This is a genomic window from Corynebacterium sp. HMSC078H07, from assembly GCF_001812805.1.
Classification (GTDB): Bacteria; Actinomycetota; Actinomycetes; order Mycobacteriales; family Mycobacteriaceae; genus Corynebacterium.
Genome location: NZ_KV810518.1, coordinates 17,080 through 34,845, shown reverse-complemented (window position 1 = coordinate 34,845; position 17,766 = coordinate 17,080). Strand labels below are relative to the sequence as shown.

Sequence of the window (17,766 nt, the reverse complement as noted above, 5' to 3'; positions counted from 1 at the left end):
TTAGACGGCAAACCAGGTAAATGACAAAAGAAATAGTGGTCACGAAGACCGACACCGGCAGGCCCGGCGCTAGCGACAGAATAAACCCTCCCACGGCGGAGACCTCCGCGAAGATGGTTGCCCACACCACCGCGCGCAGCGGGGAGGAGGTAATCTGCACTGCCGCCGCGCCCGGCGTGATGAGCAAAGCCATGACGAGCAGCGAGCCGACGATCTGCACCGACTGCGCGGCGGTCAAACCGACGAGAACTGCGAAGACCACGGAGAGGGCTTTCACCGGCACGCCCGCTGCCTGCGCCATGACGGGGTCCGCGGAGGCAAAAAGAAGCGGGCGCCACAAAATAGTAACGGCTGCGACAATGATGACGGTCGTCGCCGCCAGCAGCCACACGGACGCCGAAGATACACCGACGATTTGTCCGGTCAGCAGCGTCATAGCGGTGTTGGCGTTGCCAGGGTAGAGGTGCAGGAATAACACCGACAAGCCTAGGCCAAAGCTCATGACCACGCCGATGGCGCTGTCCTGTTGGCCTTTGAGGCCGAGCACCGCCAGAATGATGGCGGCGACGATGGCGCCGGCAATCGCGCCGAAGCCGATGTTCAGTCCGAACAACAGCGCTGCGGCCGCACCCATGAGCGCGAGCTCCGAGGTGGCATGCACGGAGAAGGACATCTGCCGCAAGACGATGAGCGAGGTCATCACTCCCGAGAGGATGCCCAGAAGCGCACAGGCGATGAGCGCGTCCTGCACAAAATCAACCTGCAAAAGGTACTGGGTGTCTTCGATGAACTTAGACAACGATGAGCCTCCCTTCGACGTTGAGGACGGTCACGGAGGAACCATAAAGCTCGGATAGCACGTCGGAGCGCATGACCTCATCCACTGGGCCAAATGTGTGACCGTTTGGTGCGAGGTAGAGCACCTTATCGACGACGTGCAGCACGGGGTTGATGCCGTGCGTGACGAAGAGAATGGAGGTGCCGCGCTCGCGACGCCACGTCTCGAGCCTCTCGACGGTCACGTGCTGCTTTCCCGGATCCAGCGACAAGAGTGGTTCATCGGCGAGAATGAGCTCTGGGTCGTTGGCAAGCGCCTGGGCCTGGCGGATGAGCTGTTGCTGGCCGCCGGAAAGCTGGCCTACGCGGCGGTTCGCAATACCGGTAGCGCCCACCTCCTCCAGTAGCTCATCCACGCGGTGGCGAGGAGGACGGCGGTGCCGGACAGTGCCATGGGCTAGCGATAAGGACACCAAATCACGCGCACGCAGGGGGAGATCAGCGGGGAACATACGCTGCTGGGGGATGAAGCCGACGCGACAATTAACGTCCACCGTGCCCGCCGTAAGCGCACGCGTGCCCAGGATGGTGCCCAGCAGCGTGGATTTGCCCACGCCGTTGGGCCCCAAAACGGTGATGAACTCGCCGCGGTCCACGGCGAGGTTCAGGTCCGACCACAGCGGTTCCACTGCGGCATTATGAAAGGAAACGAGCACTTATGCAGCCTCAAGTGCGCTGACGGCTTCCTCGTAGTAGTCGAGGAAGTCGGTGTTCTCCGGCGGGGTTTCGCCGATTTCGACGACCGGGATGTCCTTGTCCTCAGCGGCGGAGCGGATGCGCTTGGTCATGTCCGTCTCGGTCTGCGGGTTGAAGATGAGCAGGTCGACCTCGCCCTGGTTAATCGCCTCGAGGAAGCGCGCAAGGTCCGCAGCACTCGGCTCGCCCTCGGCGACGGTGGCCTTGCGGTAGCCCTCCGGGGTGACGTCGGTGCTGTCGGAGTACTTCATGATGTAATCCGCGATGGGTTCGGTCTGCGCGTAGTTCTGTGCCGGCAGCTTTCCGACGCGCTCCTTGATCTTCTCTACGCGCTGAACCAGCGGGTCCGCAGTGGCCTTGGCTTCCGCGTTGGTCTTGTTCACGAGTGTGGCTACCTCATTGGCCACCTTCTCGATGGCTGCGGCGTCGTACCAGACGTGCTCGTTGCCTTCGATGTTGGTGATCGTCTCTGGGTGCTCGGCGGCAATCTTCTTGGCCTCGTCCATGCTGACGGTTTCGACGTCATGCGCGTGGTCGTGAGCGTGCTCATGCGCGTGGTCGTGGCCGTCTTCATGCGCATGTTCGTCATGCGCGTGCTCATGCTCGTCGTGTGCGTGGTCATGGTCGCCATGATCGTGCGCATGGTCATGGGAATGCTCGGTGAGGGGCAGGGCGTGGATGATGGCGTCTTGGTTCTTGACGGCCTGGTAGAGCCAGGCGTCGTAGCCGCCGCCACCGGCGATGATGACATCGGCCTCGTTAGCCCGGGCGATGTCGGCCGCGGTGGGCTCGAAGTGGTGCGGGTCCACGCCGTTGCCGGTGACAATGGCCCGGACGTTGATGTTGACGTCGGTCTGTGCTGTGTCGACCACCGCCTGCGCCACGTCGGCCCAGATGGACGTCGAGGCGACGACGTGGATGGTCTCTTTATCGCTTCCGGCCCCCGCATCGCCGTCAGAGTTGTCACCGCTGGAGGAGCAAGCAGTCAGCGATGCAGCGCCGAGGGTAGCGGCGAAAAGGAGAGCGGTGGGGCGGCGCCAAGATTGGCGTGAGAGCGATGTAGTCATGGCGTCTATTCTAACGTCCTAGTGAAAATTGTTGTCAAATGATGATGAGTTGAAAACGGGTAAGGTAACCAGCATGTCCACTCGCAGCACCACGCTGGCCTCCCTCGCCGCTGAACTCGGGGTTTCCCGCACCACGGTGTCCAACGCGTATAACCGCCCTGACCAGCTGGCTCCTGCCACCCGCGAACGCATCCTGGCCGCAGCCGCCGCCCGCGGTTACGTCGGCCCAGACCCCACCGCGCGCAGCCTGCGCACGCGCCGCCAAGGCTCGGTGGGGGTGCTGCTCACCGAGCACCTGTCCTATGCCTTCGAGGACATGGCATCCGTTGACTTCCTTGCGGGCATGGCGGAGGCCTCTGCGGGCGCGAGCACAACTCTGACCCTCATACCGGCGGGCCCCGATACGGTAGGCGCGTCCGATGACGCTCACGCGGGCCAACTCGTCGGCTCCGCAGCGGTGGATGGTTTCGTGGTGTATTCCGTAGCTGCGGGCGATGCTTACCTCGAGGCCGTACGGCGGCGTGGGCTGCCGGTCGTGGTCTGTGACCAGCCCACGGATTCTGGGCTGCCCTTCGTGGGGATCGATGACAGGGCTGCGATTGCCCCAGCAGCGCGCGCGCTTATCGACGCCTCCCATACCCACATCGGCATCCTCACCATCCGCCTGCACCGAGAGCGTCTCGACGGTTTCGTATCTCCCGAGCAGCTGGCGGCCGCCGATATGCACGTGCAGCGCTCCCGCGTGCTGGGGGCATTGGACGCCTTTCAGGAAGCTGGCCTTTCTCCGGAGTCGATTCCTGTGGTCACCCGGCACATTAATGATTCCCGCACGGCGTACGCTGCCGCGGAGGAATTGCTCACCGCGCATCCGGAGCTTACTGCGGTGCTGTGTACGACGGACTCCATGGCGCTGGGCGTGCTGGCCTATGCGCGCGACCACGGCATCGCCGTGCCTTCGCAGCTGTCGGTTACCGGCTTCGATGGCATTGCCCCAGCCTTAGCCGTGGGTCTGAGCACCGTCGTGCAGCCCAACAAAGCGAAAGGAGCGGCCGCCGGGCATATGCTCGCCGACCTCATCGATCGCGCGGGTGCCCGGACGGGGGCGTCGTCGCGCACCACTCAGACTCAGGAGCCACCGCGCAAGGTGCTCAGCACGACCTTCCACGAAGGCCGTACCGTCGCTCCCTCGGCCTAGATAGCCGAGGCACAGGTATGGGTGCGGCTCGGGTCTTTAGCATGAAGCGTGCGCCGCGCGGGCGGCCGCGAGCTCTTCCAGAAACTCCGACACTGCAACCACATCCGCGACGCGGTACGTGGCCAAGGTATCGCCCTCGCCCACCTTCACGCCGAGGTCTGGCGGCTGGTTGAGTACGGCGAAACCGTCCTCGTCGGTCGTGTCATCACCTAAGAAAACCACGGCCGTGGCGCCGACGCGCTCGCGCAAGGTCTTAATCCACGTACCTTTTGTTGCCTGCGTGGCGGAAAACTCCACAACGCACTTGCCCGCTGTCTTGGGGAATCCATCCGCGCTTAAGGCCAAGCCCTCCTCGTATGCCGCGGCGGCAGCAGCGGGGTCCTTGAGCTCTAGAGCCCGCAAGTGCAGCACACGCTGGAAAGGTTTGACCTCCAGCTCCGCGCCGGGATGGCGAGCGATGATCTCCTCAATCTCCGCCTCTTTCTTGGCCAGATGCGCTTTCATCTCCGGGGTCAGCGGGGATTCTTCCCACGAGGATTCCGCGCCATGTGAGCCACCCATGAGCACCGGCTCGCGCAGCGGACACACGCGCTTGAGACCGTCGAGGTGTCGGCCGGAGAGCACCGCCACCGTGGTGTCGGGCAGCTGCGCAAGCGAGGCAAGGGCGTCGAGAGAGCGCTTCTCCGGCTGGACAGCGTCTGGGCGCGTGGCAAAACCGGCGAGAGTGCCGTCGAAATCGGCCACCACCGCGAGGTGCGAGGCTGAGGCAAGAGCATCCATCATGGTGCCCACCCTAGCCCTAAAACCCTAGTCCTAGAGCGAGGCCATCCGAATAATGGGGGAATCCACCTTGTCCGTGCGCAGGGTCAACACCAGTTGGTTGTTGTGGTTCAGCGCAAAATCAAAGTCATGACCCTGCGCGATGAGGGTACGCAGAAGCTTGTCCGCCCACAGTGCCGACCCCGTGCAGTCCTCGTTCGACGGCACCGATTCGTAGTCGACCTTGTCCACATGCATGCCATCGGCCTCCCATATCGTGGAGTCCTTGCCTCCCTCGGTAAAAGAGACCTCAGCGGTAAACGGCACGCATCCCGTCGAGCCCACCACGGTATGCTCACCGAAGCTCATGTGCGGGACCTGCGCCGTATCCGGCGCGATGGCCGACGGTGCTTCTGGAGTGGTGTACAGGTTCGTGACCTGCCATTGCTTGCCAACGACCCTCTCATCACCCCGCGGAGTAGGTTCCTCCTCAGCGGACCTGCAGGCAGGAAGCGCGGCCAAGCACAGCGCTATGAGCGCCATAGAAAACCTGCGCATCATGCCTCCTTCAGTGCCTTCAGTGCGCCGAGGAAGGATTCCGACCACAGCGCAATGTCATGGTCACGCACCTGGCGGTTCATTGCCAGCATGTGCTCGCGCATGAGTTCCGGGGATTCATCAAGGGCCTTGACCGCCGAAAGCAGCGCACGCTTAATGGATTCGATATCGAAGGGGTTGCACAGGTTGGCCTGCGTCAACTCCGCCGCAGCACCAGCAAACTCAGAAAGCACCAGTGCGCCCGAGCCATCGCCATGAGAGGCCACATATTCCTTGGCCACGAGGTTCATGCCGTCCTTAAACGGCGTGACCAGCATGATATCCGCCAAACGGTAGTAGCTGCGCAGCACGTCCTTGGGTACGGAACGGTGCTGATAGTGCACCACCGGCCGGCCCAGCTGGCTAAAGCGCCCGTTGATGCGGCCCACGGCTTCCTCCACCTTGGAGCGCGTGGCGCGATAGTGGTCAATACGCTCCCGCGACGGAGTGGCCAGCTGCACCAGGGTCACCTCTGCCGGGTCCAGCGCGCCGGTCTCGAGCAGCTCCTCAAACGCGGTGAGGCGCTGCAAAATACCCTTCGTATAATCCAGGCGGTCCACGCCCAAAATGATGCGCTTCGGATCCCCCAATTCGGCGCGGAGCTTAGCGACGTCCCCCTCATCCCCTTCATTTCCAAACTCACCCGCAGCAATGGAAATCGGGAAGGCGGCCACGCCCACGGAATGCCCACTATTCGAGGTGATATGGGCGGTAACACGGCGGGTGCTTACCTCACCTTCGACCTCAAGACCTTGAGTGCGGGCGAGTTCGAGGAAGTTGCGGGCGTTGGATTCGAGGTGGAAGCCGATCAAGGAGGCGTCGAGAAGCCCGCGCACCAATTCCTCACGCCACGGCAACTGACGGAAGAGATCGGGGGAGGGGAATGGAATGTGCAGGAAGAAACCAACGGTGAGGTCCGGGCGCAGCTGGCGCAGAATCCCCGGCACGAGCTGCAGTTGATAGTCCTGTACCCACACCGTGGCGTTCTCTGCGGCCACGGCAGCGACTTCGTTGGCAAAGCGCAGATTGACCTCGCGGTAGGCGTCCCACCAGTCGCGGTTATAGATGGGTGTCACGATGAGATCGTGATACAAGGGCCACAGCGTGGCATTGGAAAAGCCCTCGTAGAAGGCTTCAAAATCGTCCTGGGTCAGGCGCACCGGGTGGAGTAACACCCCATTGTCCGTGGTGAAGGGCTCCGGGGCTTCATCGGCCACGCCCGGCCAGCCCACCCAGCAGCCGTGGTGTTTCTCCAAGACCGGGGAGAGCGCGGTGACGAGCCCGCCCGGGGAGGCCTTCCACGTGCGGGTGCCATCGGGGCTGGTCTCGAGGTCTACCGGCAGGCGGTTGGCCACGACGACGAAGCTATTGGAGCGCCCGGGCATACCTAGGCCTTCTTAGTGGTCTTCTTGGTGGCCTTTTTCGTTGCCTTCTTAGTGGACTTTTTAGTCGCCTTCTTCGTCGACTTCTTGGCGGCCTTCTTTGTTGACTTCTTAGTCGCCTTCTTCGAGGCCTTCTTGGTCGCCTTCTTGGTGGATTTCTTCGGCGCAGCATCTTCGTGCTCTGCCAGTACCTTGCGGTGAACCAAGCCCTCCGGCTCGACGCCCAGCATCGACATGAGCGTCACACCGTCCAGGAAATCCTCGGCGTAGGTAGCAACGACGCGGCGCGCGGCGCGGGCGGTCTCTTCCTCGACGGCATGGGTCTGATCAGCGGCAGGCTGAGTGTCTGTGACCTTGGGTGGCACGGAGTCCTCCTGGAATGAAGTGTGAAAGCTTTCAGACCGGCCATTCTACGCTATTGCTTGGCCGGCGGGGTGGTGGGGTCGTCTTTGCCCGGCACCGTGTAGGTGGGGCGCTGCGCAGGGAATTGGGTGGTGGCAGGCCACATATCGGTGACCGCATCGCCCTGCTGGAAGCGAGCCTGCTGCGCCGGGGTCGGTGGCTTCGGGCCATACTGCGGTGGCGGGGCCGGCAGGTTGTGACGAGGGGCGAAGGGAGACATGGGCACGCGCGGGATGCGGGCGCGCTGCGCCAAGCGCGTAGCACGGGCGAAAGAGAAGGTGCCCAGGCGTTTGAAGGCGGTGTAAGGGCGGAAGTACTTCGGGCGGCGCAGGCGACGGGCTACGCGCTCACCAAAGACCACGCCGGCTGCCAGCGCGCCGGCGATGGCCAAGGCACTGGCCAGGTTGGTCAGACCGGTGATGATTTGCTCATTCAGCGTGGCATACATGCCGCGGTACAACGTGAGGCCAGGAAGCATGGGCGTGTAGCCCACAATCATCGTGATGAGCGGCGGCATCATGTAGCGGCGGGAGAGCAAACCACCGGCCAGGCCCACGGCCACCGCCGAGATACCCGAGGCCACCACCGGACCTACGCCAAACGGCACGACGATGGAATAGTAAAAAACCATACCGGCCGCGGCCGTCAGTCCGGAGATGGCGACCTCCGACCACAAAGCGCCTAACGCTAGTGCAAAACCTGCCGAGCCGATTCCACCGCACACCACGAGTAGTGGAATCTGGTGGTAGACGGGCGGTGCCAACGTGGCCAAAGGCGGCAGGCTAAAGCCCAGCCACCCGGCCACCTGGATGCCCAAACCCACACCGGCGATGATGGCGCCAGTGGACATGAGGGCCTCAAAGAACTTTGCCGAGGACGTTACCGGCGCGCGCGTGATGCCATCCACCAAACATTGCACCAACGTCAGGCCGGCCACGAGGACGATAATGCCCGAACCGATGATCTGTGAGGGCAGCATTTGGATGCCGAACTGCGCAAACACGTTGTACAAGATCGCCGCCGGAACAACCGCCAAGAGCCCGCCCACGAGGTTCTGATAGAAGGGCGGCAGGCGATACTGAGCCAAGAACATGTTCGTGCCCATAATGAGCGCCGAAATGAGGAACGTGACCACGCCGACGAGCAGGTCACCGCCCAGCATCACCGCAATAAAACCACCCATAGCGCCCCAAGCGCTCACGATGGTCTTCTTTGAGTACGGATTCTTCATCGCATCGATGTCGTCGAGAATCTTCTCCGCCATCGACGGCGGAGTGGCACCCGAGTGGATGGAACGAATGAGGCGGTCCACCGCGGACAACTTGGTGAAGTCCACCGCAATACTCGGCGCGACGCGGAACACGTGCAGGTTGCGGCGGTTGGCGCCGGTACCAATCGCGGTATGAATCGTGATGGTGTTGAGCAGAATCGACACGTGGCAGTAGTGCAGGCCATAGGAGGAGGCCACGAGGTGAATCTGTGCCTGGGCGTCCGTATTTGCCGTGCCCGCCGCAATGAGGATTTCACCGACGCGCGCGGCAATCTCCATAACACCCGTGACCTGCGCCGGGTCGGTCAGATCGACCGGGGCAAGTGGGGAAGGCGGCGGAGCAGCTTTGGCGGCGTCAATGGTGGCGACGTGCGCCGAGCCATCACGCAGGCGCTGGCGAAACGAAGAAAGAACAGACACGGAAAAGAAAGACCTCAACAACAGTTCTGGGTTCGGTAAATCAGCACTTTAGTAACTGCCGCCGATTTATGCACCTGCCAGTGCTTTTAGTGTGGCGCGGCGCACGCTTTTGTGCAGCACACAGACCCCGGCTTTCCTTCCTTGGGGTGGACTCGGGTACGATTCCCCTAGCGGATTAACCGCGGTGCTGGAGTGGCGCAATTGGTAGCGCAACGCACTTGTAATGCGTAGGTTGCGAGTTCAAGTCTCGTCTCCAGCTCAAATTGTTCGGCCGCACATTATTCGGCGAGGTGGCTGAGGGCGGCGTCGATAAGCGCGCGGCGCCGGCGCGGCGGCAGGGCGCGCTCGGTGAGGTGATCGTGCACCCACAGCCCGTGCGCAATGACCGACGCCAACAGTACGGACTCGTCGGCCGTGGCGGGGTCAGGGAGCCAGCGCTTATCGACGTCCCTCCATACCTCCTGAAAGTCCGGATGCGACTGCGCGTGGATGGACATGAGCAGCTCAATGAGCGGGTCATTCTTGCCCATCGATTCGATGGCCGCGCGGTAGCGCTGACGTTCCGTAAGTTGATCTGCGGTCTTGCCGCCGGAGAGGTGGATAAGTTCCTCTTCCCAGCGCTCCGCGCACAGCGTATGGCAGTCAATGAGCAGCTGGTGCCGGGTAGGGAAGTGGTAGATGAGCCCGGACTTGCTGATGCCGGTAGCCGTGGCGAGGGAATCGTAGGTCAGCGCATGCATGCCGTCCTTCTCGATGATGATGAGCGCCATTTCTAGCGCTTCGATCTTTTTACTGATGCGCGGCATTGGCACCTCCAGACTTTGGGTTGTTGCGGAAACACCAGCCGGTCACCGCGGCGAAGAGGAGCATCACCACGGCGAGCCCGGCGGCGGTGCTGAGGTAGGCGTGGGTATAAGCGCCGGAGGATACCTCGACCAGCTCCGGTGTGTATAGCGCCTCCATGCCGAGCTTCTGGATGTCTTCAGGCAGGCCGCGCGTGAACAGCAACGGCACGAGCGAGCCCGTCACCGCGATGGAGAGCAGCGTGCCAAATTCATAGGAGACCTCTTCTACGCCTGCGGCCATGCCGGAGCGCGATGCTGGTGCCGCGCCGATGATGGCGGTGGAGGACACCGACATGACAAGGCCTGCGCCGATGCCGGTGAGGAAAAGCCCCGCCATATAGGCCGGGAAAAGTTCGCGGTGCCCGCCCCATACCGCGCAGCCGATGCCGCAGGCCATGAAGAGGAAGCCGCCGGCAATAATCGGCAGGAACCCCCAGCGGTGCAGGTTCGCGCCACCCAGTGCCGACATGGGCAGTGCAGCGAGCGCGATGATGGAGATGATGAGTCCGGCATGCAACGGTGAGTACAGGTCAACGAGCTGAAGTTTCTGCGTTGTGGTCATCTCCAAGCCCGCCATGCCAAACATGGCGCCTGCCGCTGCCAGTACGCCTCCCGTGAAGATGGGGGAGCGGAAGATGTCGAAGGTGAGGAGGGGATCCTCCAATGTGTCTTGCCGGCGCGTGAACAGAACGGCGCCTACAAGGCAGGCAGCGAGTGCGCCGCCGATGAGCATAGCGTTGAGGTGAGAGCTCGCCACAGATTTGATGACGAGCACGAGAGACGCCAGCGTCACCAGCGCATACAGCGAGGACAGGGCATCCCAGTGCTTGGCCGGATTCGCCACGTTCGGCGGGGCCAGAAACGCAGTGAGCACGAGCGCGATGATGACGATGGGCACGTTGACCAAGAAGACCGAGCCCCACCAGAAGTGCTCCAGCAGGAAACCGCCCACGGTAGGGCCAGCCGCGGCACCAACGACGGCAATGGATCCCCAAATACCAATCGCGGTGTTGCGCTCAATCTCATCCTCGAAGGTCAGACGGATAAGCGCCAGCGTGGCGGGCATCATGACGGAGGCACCGAGCCCCAGAAAAGCGCGGGCAGCGACGAGTTCCCACGCGCCGGGAGCGAGTGCTGCCGTCAACGAAGCAATGCCAAAGATCCACAGACCAATGACGAACATCCGGCGATGCCCAATCTTGTCGCCCAACGTGCCCGTCCCCAATAGCAGGCCGGCGAGCATGAGTGCATAGGCGTTGATGATCCACAGCTGCTGCAGGGAAGTGGCGTGGAGCTGCTCGGAGAGCTCCGGCAGTGCGGTGTAGAGAATCGAGTTATCCAGACCGATCATGAGCAGGCCCAAAGAAACGACGCCAAAGAAGGTCCAGCGGCGCGTCGCGGAGGTGCGGAGGGCGTCGGTAGGCGCGGTGGTCTGTGTATTTGTCATGCTGCGAAACTCTAGCGAACGGTCGTTACAGTTTCAATACCGCAAGGAGGATTTTGTTGTTGAGGTCACAAAGGATTTCTTACGTGAGAATCCAGCTTTAATGTGGCGAAACCGCTCCGGGAAGAGCAACACTGGGGTCCTGTTCACAACAAACGTTAGAGAGGAAGACTTCATGGCACGCACATACGCTGCACAACTCGTCGAGATGCTCGAGGCCCAAGGCGTCGAGCGCATTTACGGCCTCGTGGGTGACTCCCTTAACCCCATCGTGGATGCGGTGCGCCGCTCCTCCATCGAGTGGGTCCACGTTCGCAATGAGGAGGCCGCTGCCTTCGCCGCGGAGGCGGATTCTCTCACCACCGGCAAGCTGGCCGTGTGTGCTGCCTCCTGCGGCCCGGGTAATACTCACCTTATCCAGGGGCTTTACGACGCCCACCGCAACGGCGCCAAGGTCCTCGCCATTGCTAGCCACATCCCATCGCGCCAGATCGGCTCGAAGTTCTTCCAGGAAACCCACCCGGAGGCCATCTTCCAGGAATGCTCCGGCTACTGCGAAATGGTGAACTCTGCTGAGCAGGGAGGCGTTGTCTTGCACCACGCCATCCAGTCCACCATGGCGGGCAACGGTGTCTCCGTCCTCGTTATCCCCGGTGATGTCTCCATGCAGGAGGCAGAGGATGACACCTTTACGTCCTCGGCTATCTCCGCAGGACGTCCCATTGTCTACCCGGACCCGGCCGAGGCCGCTGCGCTGACCCAGGCCATTAATGAGGCCAAGACCGTCGCCCTCTTCGTCGGTGCCGGTGTGAAGAATGCCCGCGAGCAGGTCCTGGCTCTTGCGGAAAAGATCAAGGCACCTATCGGTCACGCCCTCGGCGGCAAAATGTACATCCAGTACGACAACCCCTTCGACGTCGGCATGTCCGGCCTCCTTGGCTACGGTGCCGCCCACGAGGCTACCCACGACGCCGACCTGCTTATCCTCTTGGGCACGGACTTCCCCTACAACGACTTCCTGCCGGATGCCAACGTGGCGCAGGTCGATATCGATGGCTCCCACATCGGCCGCCGCACCCGCATCAAGTACCCGGTGACCGGTGACGTTGCCGCCACCATCGAGAACATCCTGCCGCACGTCGATGAGAAGAAGGACCGCTCCTTCCTCGACAAGATGCTCAAGAAGCACTACGACAAGCTGGAGCACGTCGTTGAGGCCTACACCTCTGGTGTGGACAAGCACACCCCGATTCACCCGGAATACATCGCGGACCTCATCGACAAGGAAGCCGACGAGGATGCCATCTTCACCGTCGATACCGGCATGTGCAACGTGTGGGGCGCGCGCTACATCACCCCGAACGGTAAGCGTGAGCAGATTGGTTCCTTCCGCCACGGCACCATGGCTAACGCCTTGCCGATGGCTATCGGTGCCCAGGCCGCGAACCCGGGCCGCCAGGTCATCAGCTTCTCCGGTGACGGTGGCCTCTCCATGCTCATGGGTGAGCTGCTCACCGTGAAGCTGCACAACCTGCCGCTCAAGACCGTCGTCTTCAACAACTCCTCCCTCGGCATGGTCAAGCTAGAGATGCTCGTTCAGGGCCTCCCGGAGCACGAGACCGACCACGAGCACGTGAACTTCGCCCAGATTGCAGAAGCTGCAGGTATCAAGCACTTCCGCATCGAGGATCCGAAGGACGCGCCGCGCCTTATCAAGGAGGCGCTGGCCTACGAGGGCCCTGCGCTTATCGACGTCGTCACTGACCCCAACGCCCTGTCCCTCCCACCGACGCTCACCTTCGAGCAGCTCATGGGCTTCTCCAAGGCTGCAACCCGCACTGTCTTCGACGGCGGCGTGGGCCAGATGCTCAGCATGGCGAAGTCCAACCTGCGCAACATCCCGCGTCCGCAGGACTTTTAATGTGTCGGCGTTAAGCGCCGCACATTAAAAGGGACCCACACCCTGCGGTTCCACCCCGCGAAAGCGTTATGCCTTCGCGGGGTCTTTGACTGGGATGAGGACCAGCGCGCCAACGAGCAGGACCAGCCCAATGGCGAGCACGCCTCCCCGATCTCCCTGCCCGAGCAGGGAAACGAAGACGCCAAAGAGGAAGGGCGTCAACCACGCCACGGCTCGGCCGGTCGTGGCGTAGAGGCCAAACATCTCGCCTTCGCGCCCCGGCGGGGCCACACGCGCCAAGAAGCCGCGGGCGGAAGCCTGGGCAGGGCCTACGCAGAGACACAGGATGAGCCCGCAGATCCAGAAGGCCGTCGGCCCCTGCGCCACGAACATGATGCCGGCCATGAGCGTCAAGATAGCCAGGCAGGTGAGGATGATGGCTTTGGGCCCCACGTGGTCGTCGATAAGCCCGCCCGCCACCGCGCCCAGCGCGGCGGCAACGTTGGCGGCAACACCGAAGATGAGGACGTCGCCAGGTGAAAGGCCATAGACGGACACGCCCAGCACGGCGCCGAAGCTAAACACCGCGGACAGGCCATCGCGGAAGATGGCAGAAGCGAAGAGGAAGGCAAAGGCGTTGCGGTCCTCCCGCCACAGCGTGTGCACCGTGCGCCATAGCTCCCGGTAAGAGGCCGCGAGGCCGCCCGTTCTTTCCCCCGACGGTGCAATCTCCGGCACGCGTAGCAAGACAGGAATGGCAGACAGCCCAAACCACGCCGCAGCGAGCAGTGCCACGAGCCGAATATTCCAGCCGCCCTCCGTGGACAGCCCCAGTCCGCCGCCCTCGCCGGAGACGAAGCCGAAGTAGCAGATGAGCAGCAGCACGATGCCGCCGAAATAGCCTGCCGACCAGCCCAGGCCGGATACGCGGCCCACCTTGTCCTCGGTGGCCACCTGGTTGAGTTGGGCAAAGTAGTTGACCTCCGCGAATTGGATGGTCACCGAACCTACCGCTAGGCCGATGAGGCCGAGCCAGAAATACGCGGGCGCATCATTGCGGATGAAGAACAGGTTGGCCATGACCAGGAAGGTCAGCAGCGACCAGAAGCCCAGCGCGCGACGCCGCGTGCCCAACCGGTCAGAGCGCTGCCCCATCACGGGGGTCACCGCAAAGATCACCAGGCCCGCCACCGTCATGGACCACGACAGCCACTGCGCCGGGGTGAACTGCGAGTCAATCTGCTGTCCCACCGAATCGGTGAGATAGACCGAGAAAATAAACGTCACGAGCACCGCGTTGAAGGCGGCCGAACCCCAGTCCCACAGAGCCCAAGCAGCCACGGTGAGGCGGTCAGTGCGTGTCGAGGCTTGCGTCATGCTTCATTATCGTAGGCAAAAACACCTGCCGAGTGGATGGAGTTGCACTTAACGCGACGTGAACTTTTAGGCTCAACGACATGCGTAACGACTACAGCATCGGCGATGTGGCTGGCATTTTGAAAGTCACCACCCGCACCCTGCGGCACTGGGATGACATCGGCCTGCTTAGCCCCCAGTGGCGCACCGGGGGTGATCACCGCCTCTACACCGAAGACGATGTGCAACGCGGGATGGACATCCTGATTTATCGCAGCGTCGGGATTGAGCTGAAAGACATCGCAGTGCTTCTCGACGCCCCCTCGTCCGCCACCCTGCCCCGCCTCCGCGCCCAACACGAGGCCTTGCAGAAGCGGCGAGCCGACGTCGACGCCATGTTGTACGCAGTGGAAAGACTAATTGAGGAGACTGAAATGGATAAGAACCTAAGCCCCAGCCAAAAAGTGCGGAACCTGGGTGACGCATGGCCCCAACTGCAGGAAGAAGCCCACGAGAAGTGGGGAGACAGCAAAGAATGGGCGGCCAGTGCGGCCGTCGCAGATTCGATGGGAAAGAAGGACTGGGAGGAATTCTCAGTGGACCATGAGAACTTTGCGGCCGAGCTAGAGGAAGCCGCGGACGCAGGACTTGAACCGGGCGGCAAGGAGGCGAAGGAGATCGTCGACAAGCACCGCGCCCTCATCGCCCAGTGGTACCCGGTGTCGAGGTCCAAGCAGGTGATCCTGGCGCGCATGTATTGCGAGGACCCGCGGTTTAACGAGACCTACCGCGGTAACGCCGACTATTTACGCCAGCTGATTGAGGCGCAAGCCCAGGCGGAAGGGGTGGATCTGGACAATCTCGCCTGGGACTAGTCGGTTCACAGCGCACGTACAGACTCCGCTCAGTACCCTTGGAAGCCAGAGTGCAATACTTCTCACCTTGAATGAGATATCCCTGGCGCCACCAGGCGTCAGGAGAAGCGGAGAAAGGACCAAAGCGGGACCATGGATGATTCGAAGGACGTCAAGGTACTTGTCGTCGATGACGAGCCCAATATCGTTGAGTTGCTCACCGTCTCCCTAAAGTTTCAAGGTTTCGACGTACACAGCGCCAACTCCGGCAACGAGGCCCTGCGCATCGCGCGTGAGATCAATCCAGACGCTTACATCATGGACGTCATGATGCCGGGCATGGACGGCTTTGAGCTGCTGGGCAAGCTACGCGCAGAGGGCCTCGACGGCCCCGTGCTCTACCTGACCGCCAAGGACAGCGTGGACCAGCGCATCCACGGCCTGACCATTGGCGCGGATGATTACGTCACCAAGCCCTTCAGCCTGGAAGAGGTCATCACCCGCCTGCGCGTGATTCTGCGCCGCGGTAACGCGGTGGATGACCAGGACGGCGACGCCACCATGACCTATGCCGACCTCACCCTCAACGATGACACCCACGAGGTCACCAAGGCGGGGAAGATCGTGGAGCTTTCGCCCACCGAATTCAACCTCCTGCGCTACCTCATGCAGAACCGCGAGGTGGTGCTGTCCAAGTCGAAGATTCTGGACAACGTGTGGCACTACGACTTCGGCGGCGACGGCAACGTCGTGGAGTCCTACATCTCCTACCTGCGTCGCAAGATCGACACCGGTGATACCCCGCTGATCCACACCGTGCGCGGCGTGGGTTATGTTCTGCGCATGCCCCGCTCGTAGGCTGAAGAGAGCATGAGCGATACCACCACCAACAATCAGGCCCCGGTTTCCGGGGCCACTCGTGTGAGCGAGAAGACCCAGCGCCGTCGCATCCAGCGCCCCAAAGCCCTGCCGCTGCGCACGTGGCTGCTCGTGCTCATGGTGCTCGTCTCGGGCATCGGTTTGGCGATGTCCTCGCTGGCGGTCTCGTCGATTATGCGCAATGTGCTCTATACCCGTGTGGACACAGAGCTTAACGACGCCCTCCATTCCTGGGCCAGCAACCTCGACGAAACCTTCTACACCCAGGACCGCAGCCGCCGTCCACCGACGGATTACGTGGCGATTGCCTATTACCCGAACGGCTCCGTGGTATCCACCGGTCCTATGGCCGCCATTCCCGATGTCCGGGATGTCTACGTCGGCGGCGAACCGATGAGCGTTGCCTCGACGGAGGGGGACACCGAGTGGCGCGCGGTGGCTGCCGTTAAACCTGATGGTTCGGTGGTGGTCGTGGCCAAGGACATGACCACAGAGAACTCTATTCTTAAAGGCTTGGCCATCGTGCAGGTCATTATCGCAGCGGTGGTCATGCTCATCATCGCCATCGTCGGCATGTGGTTCATCCATAGGGCCTTGCGGCCGCTGCGGGTGGTGGAGAAGACGGCGTCGCAAATCGCGGCCGGAAACTTGGACAAACGCGTGCCAGAATGGCCGCTGCATACCGAAGTGGGGCAGCTTGCCGCAGCACTCAACGTCATGCTGGGACGGCTGCAGAATTCCGTGGTCGACGCGCAGGAGAAGGAGCAGCAGATGCGCCGCTTCGTCGGCGATGCGTCCCACGAGCTGCGCACCCCGTTGACCAGTTTGCGCGGTTATACCGAACTGTATCGCTCGGGTGCGACGCAGGATGCAGAGTTTGTGTTCAGCAAGATTGACGCGGAGTCGAAGCGCATGTCTTTGCTGGTGGAGGACTTGCTATCCCTGACCCGTGCGGAGGGCAACCGTTTGGATTTGCGCCAGGTGGACATGCTCGAGTTGGTGCTGTCGGTGGGTTCCTCGGCCCGTGCGGCGTTTGCTGGTCGCACCATCAACGTCAACAACGAGGCCACCGATATCCCCATTGTGGACGGCGACCCAGACCGCCTCCACCAGGTGCTGCTCAACCTCGTGTCCAACGGTATCCGCCACGGCGGCGAGGATGCTGCCGTCACGCTCACTCTCCGGGACGATGAGGAGCACGTGCTTATCGACGTCTCCGATGACGGCAAAGGCATCTCCCCCGAGGATGCCTCCCATATTTTCGAGCGCTTCTACCGCGCGGATACCTCGCGTACCCGAGACACTGGTGGCTCGGGCTTAGGCCTGGCGATTGTGAAGTCATTGGTGGAGCAGCACGGCGGCTCGATCTCTGTGGAATCCGAGCTGGGCCGCGGCTCCGTTTTTACGGTGTGCCTGCCGAAGGCTAAACAGGCCGACTAGCTGCGCTTGCCTTCCTCGTCGGTGCCGAGGTGCTGGCGGATACGCGCTGCGGCCTCGTCCATAGCGGCGGGGTCGGTAGCGTCAGCGGCGAAGGCCTTGGTGAAGTCGTAGTCCTCCATCTTCTCCGCAGGGAAGAGGTGGATGTGGGTATGCGGAACGTCGAAGCCAGCAATGATGTAGCCAGCGCGTGGGGTGTCGAAGGCGGTGCTGATAGCGCCGCCGATTTCCTGTGCGATGGCGTTGAGGTGTGCCCAGGTCTCAGGATCCAGATCAGTCCACTTGTCAACCTCCTGCACCGGAACGACAAGGGTATGGCCGTAGCGCAGCGGTTCGATGGACAAAAAGGCGACGCACTTTTCGTCGCGGTACACAAAACGAGCGGGCAGCTCGCCGTTGATGATCTTAGTAAATACAGAAGACATG

The 17,766-nt window shown here is 62.3% G+C and carries 17 protein-coding genes and 1 tRNA gene; 6 read left to right on the top strand and 12 right to left on the bottom strand.

The window, feature by feature from the left end:
• The 3 genes from HMPREF2875_RS12020 to HMPREF2875_RS12010 form a co-directional block, all read right to left on the bottom strand.
• Nucleotides 1–799: metal ABC transporter permease (locus HMPREF2875_RS12020; RefSeq protein ID WP_070673457.1), on the bottom strand; the 799-nt coding region annotated here is incomplete at its 3' end.
• The gene (locus HMPREF2875_RS12015; protein ID WP_070673456.1) at nucleotides 792–1,493 is read right to left on the bottom strand and encodes a metal ABC transporter ATP-binding protein; all 702 of its coding nucleotides are present in this window, start codon (nucleotides 1,491–1,493) and stop codon (nucleotides 792–794) included. The genes HMPREF2875_RS12020 and HMPREF2875_RS12015, both read right to left, overlap by 8 nt.
• Complete coding sequence (locus tag HMPREF2875_RS12010) at nucleotides 1,494–2,600, bottom strand: metal ABC transporter solute-binding protein, Zn/Mn family (protein ID WP_070673455.1); 1,107 nt, start codon at nucleotides 2,598–2,600, stop codon at nucleotides 1,494–1,496. It abuts the gene before it with no gap.
• Nucleotides 2,601–2,673: 73 nt separating this feature from the next.
• Between HMPREF2875_RS12010 and HMPREF2875_RS12005 the strand changes: the two genes are divergently transcribed.
• The gene (locus HMPREF2875_RS12005) at nucleotides 2,674–3,795 is read left to right on the top strand and encodes a LacI family DNA-binding transcriptional regulator (protein ID WP_070673454.1); all 1,122 of its coding nucleotides are present in this window, start codon (nucleotides 2,674–2,676) and stop codon (nucleotides 3,793–3,795) included.
• A 36-nt stretch (nucleotides 3,796–3,831) separates the two neighbouring features.
• On the opposite strand, the gene otsB is transcribed toward HMPREF2875_RS12005, so the two are convergent.
• From otsB to HMPREF2875_RS11980, 5 genes are read right to left on the bottom strand one after another with little or no spacing between them, the layout of a single operon-like run.
• A complete protein-coding gene (gene otsB / locus HMPREF2875_RS12000; RefSeq protein WP_070673463.1) occupies nucleotides 3,832–4,578 on the bottom strand; it encodes a trehalose-phosphatase in 747 nt (248 codons plus the stop codon).
• A gap of 30 nt (nucleotides 4,579–4,608) precedes the next feature.
• On the bottom strand, nucleotides 4,609–5,112 hold the full coding sequence (locus HMPREF2875_RS11995) for a hypothetical protein (protein WP_246817113.1): 504 nt from the start codon (nucleotides 5,110–5,112) through the stop codon (nucleotides 4,609–4,611).
• Complete coding sequence (locus HMPREF2875_RS11990; protein WP_070673452.1) at nucleotides 5,112–6,536, bottom strand: alpha,alpha-trehalose-phosphate synthase (UDP-forming); 1,425 nt, start codon at nucleotides 6,534–6,536, stop codon at nucleotides 5,112–5,114. The genes HMPREF2875_RS11995 and HMPREF2875_RS11990 overlap by 1 nt, the downstream gene beginning before the upstream one ends.
• A 2-nt stretch (nucleotides 6,537–6,538) precedes the next feature.
• Nucleotides 6,539–6,898: a hypothetical protein gene (locus HMPREF2875_RS11985; RefSeq protein ID WP_070673451.1), complete on the bottom strand. Its 360-nt coding sequence runs from the start codon at nucleotides 6,896–6,898 to the stop codon at nucleotides 6,539–6,541.
• A gap of 50 nt (nucleotides 6,899–6,948) precedes the next feature.
• Nucleotides 6,949–8,625 (bottom strand): threonine/serine exporter ThrE, encoded by a 1,677-nt coding sequence (locus HMPREF2875_RS11980; protein ID WP_070673450.1) that lies wholly within the window; start codon nucleotides 8,623–8,625, stop codon nucleotides 6,949–6,951.
• A gap of 186 nt (nucleotides 8,626–8,811) precedes the next feature.
• Between HMPREF2875_RS11980 and HMPREF2875_RS11975 the strand changes: the two genes are divergently transcribed.
• Nucleotides 8,812–8,884 (top strand) — tRNA-Thr (locus HMPREF2875_RS11975).
• Nucleotides 8,885–8,903: 19 nt separating this feature from the next.
• Here HMPREF2875_RS11975 and HMPREF2875_RS11970 read toward each other — a convergent pair.
• Together HMPREF2875_RS11970 and HMPREF2875_RS11965 are read right to left on the bottom strand one after the other, a co-directional pair.
• On the bottom strand, nucleotides 8,904–9,431 hold the full coding sequence (locus HMPREF2875_RS11970) for a TetR/AcrR family transcriptional regulator (protein ID WP_070673449.1): 528 nt from the start codon (nucleotides 9,429–9,431) through the stop codon (nucleotides 8,904–8,906).
• Nucleotides 9,415–10,917, bottom strand: coding sequence for an MFS transporter (locus tag HMPREF2875_RS11965; protein ID WP_070673448.1), 1,503 nt, complete (start codon nucleotides 10,915–10,917; stop codon nucleotides 9,415–9,417). Before HMPREF2875_RS11965 ends, HMPREF2875_RS11970 begins: the two co-directional genes overlap by 17 nt.
• A gap of 172 nt (nucleotides 10,918–11,089) precedes the next feature.
• On the opposite strand from HMPREF2875_RS11965, the gene HMPREF2875_RS11960 reads away from it, so the two are divergent.
• Nucleotides 11,090–12,835 carry a pyruvate dehydrogenase gene (locus HMPREF2875_RS11960; protein WP_070673447.1) on the top strand — a complete coding sequence of 582 codons (1,746 nt, stop codon included), beginning with the start codon at nucleotides 11,090–11,092 and terminating at the stop codon, nucleotides 12,833–12,835.
• Nucleotides 12,836–12,901: 66 nt separating this feature from the next.
• Here HMPREF2875_RS11960 and HMPREF2875_RS11955 read toward each other — a convergent pair whose 3' ends face one another.
• Nucleotides 12,902–14,191 carry an MFS transporter gene (locus tag HMPREF2875_RS11955; RefSeq protein ID WP_070673446.1) on the bottom strand — a complete coding sequence of 430 codons (1,290 nt, stop codon included), beginning with the start codon at nucleotides 14,189–14,191 and terminating at the stop codon, nucleotides 12,902–12,904.
• 80 nt (nucleotides 14,192–14,271) lie between these two features.
• Here HMPREF2875_RS11955 and HMPREF2875_RS11950 point away from each other — a divergent pair, with 80 nt between their 5' ends.
• The 3 genes from HMPREF2875_RS11950 to HMPREF2875_RS11940 all read left to right on the top strand — a co-directional run bounded on the left by HMPREF2875_RS11950 (nucleotide 14,272) and on the right by HMPREF2875_RS11940 (nucleotide 17,343).
• Entirely contained in the window at nucleotides 14,272–15,045 is a 774-nt protein-coding gene (locus HMPREF2875_RS11950) for a MerR family transcriptional regulator (protein WP_070673445.1), read from the top strand.
• A gap of 132 nt (nucleotides 15,046–15,177) precedes the next feature.
• On the top strand, nucleotides 15,178–15,882 hold the full coding sequence (locus tag HMPREF2875_RS11945; RefSeq protein ID WP_070673444.1) for a response regulator transcription factor: 705 nt from the start codon (nucleotides 15,178–15,180) through the stop codon (nucleotides 15,880–15,882).
• 12 nt (nucleotides 15,883–15,894) lie between these two features.
• Nucleotides 15,895–17,343 carry a sensor histidine kinase gene (locus HMPREF2875_RS11940; protein WP_070673443.1) on the top strand — a complete coding sequence of 483 codons (1,449 nt, stop codon included), beginning with the start codon at nucleotides 15,895–15,897 and terminating at the stop codon, nucleotides 17,341–17,343.
• Here the strand turns inward: HMPREF2875_RS11940 and HMPREF2875_RS11935 are convergent.
• Complete coding sequence (locus HMPREF2875_RS11935; protein ID WP_039676546.1) at nucleotides 17,340–17,765, bottom strand: HIT family protein; 426 nt, start codon at nucleotides 17,763–17,765, stop codon at nucleotides 17,340–17,342. The two genes, HMPREF2875_RS11940 and HMPREF2875_RS11935, sit on opposite strands and share 4 nt — an antisense overlap.
• Between the last annotated feature and the right edge of the window lies 1 nt (nucleotide 17,766).

Coding starts and splice junctions, on each gene's coding strand:
- HMPREF2875_RS11955 (WP_070673446.1), bottom strand. CDS start 14,191: ATGACGCAAGCCTCGACACGCACTGACCGCCTCACCGTGGCTGCTTGG.
- HMPREF2875_RS11945 (WP_070673444.1), top strand. CDS start 15,178: ATGGATGATTCGAAGGACGTCAAGGTACTTGTCGTCGATGACGAGCCC.
- HMPREF2875_RS11995 (WP_246817113.1), bottom strand. CDS start 5,112: ATGCGCAGGTTTTCTATGGCGCTCATAGCGCTGTGCTTGGCCGCGCTT.
- HMPREF2875_RS12010 (WP_070673455.1), bottom strand. CDS start 2,600: ATGACTACATCGCTCTCACGCCAATCTTGGCGCCGCCCCACCGCTCTC.
- HMPREF2875_RS11960 (WP_070673447.1), top strand. CDS start 11,090: ATGGCACGCACATACGCTGCACAACTCGTCGAGATGCTCGAGGCCCAA.
- HMPREF2875_RS11950 (WP_070673445.1), top strand. CDS start 14,272: ATGCGTAACGACTACAGCATCGGCGATGTGGCTGGCATTTTGAAAGTC.
- HMPREF2875_RS11935 (WP_039676546.1), bottom strand. CDS start 17,765: ATGTCTTCTGTATTTACTAAGATCATCAACGGCGAGCTGCCCGCTCGT.
- HMPREF2875_RS11990 (WP_070673452.1), bottom strand. CDS start 6,536: ATGCCCGGGCGCTCCAATAGCTTCGTCGTCGTGGCCAACCGCCTGCCG.
- otsB (WP_070673463.1), bottom strand. CDS start 4,578: ATGATGGATGCTCTTGCCTCAGCCTCGCACCTCGCGGTGGTGGCCGAT.
- HMPREF2875_RS11965 (WP_070673448.1), bottom strand. CDS start 10,917: ATGACAAATACACAGACCACCGCGCCTACCGACGCCCTCCGCACCTCC.
- HMPREF2875_RS12005 (WP_070673454.1), top strand. CDS start 2,674: ATGTCCACTCGCAGCACCACGCTGGCCTCCCTCGCCGCTGAACTCGGG.
- HMPREF2875_RS11940 (WP_070673443.1), top strand. CDS start 15,895: ATGAGCGATACCACCACCAACAATCAGGCCCCGGTTTCCGGGGCCACT.
- HMPREF2875_RS11970 (WP_070673449.1), bottom strand. CDS start 9,431: ATGCCGCGCATCAGTAAAAAGATCGAAGCGCTAGAAATGGCGCTCATC.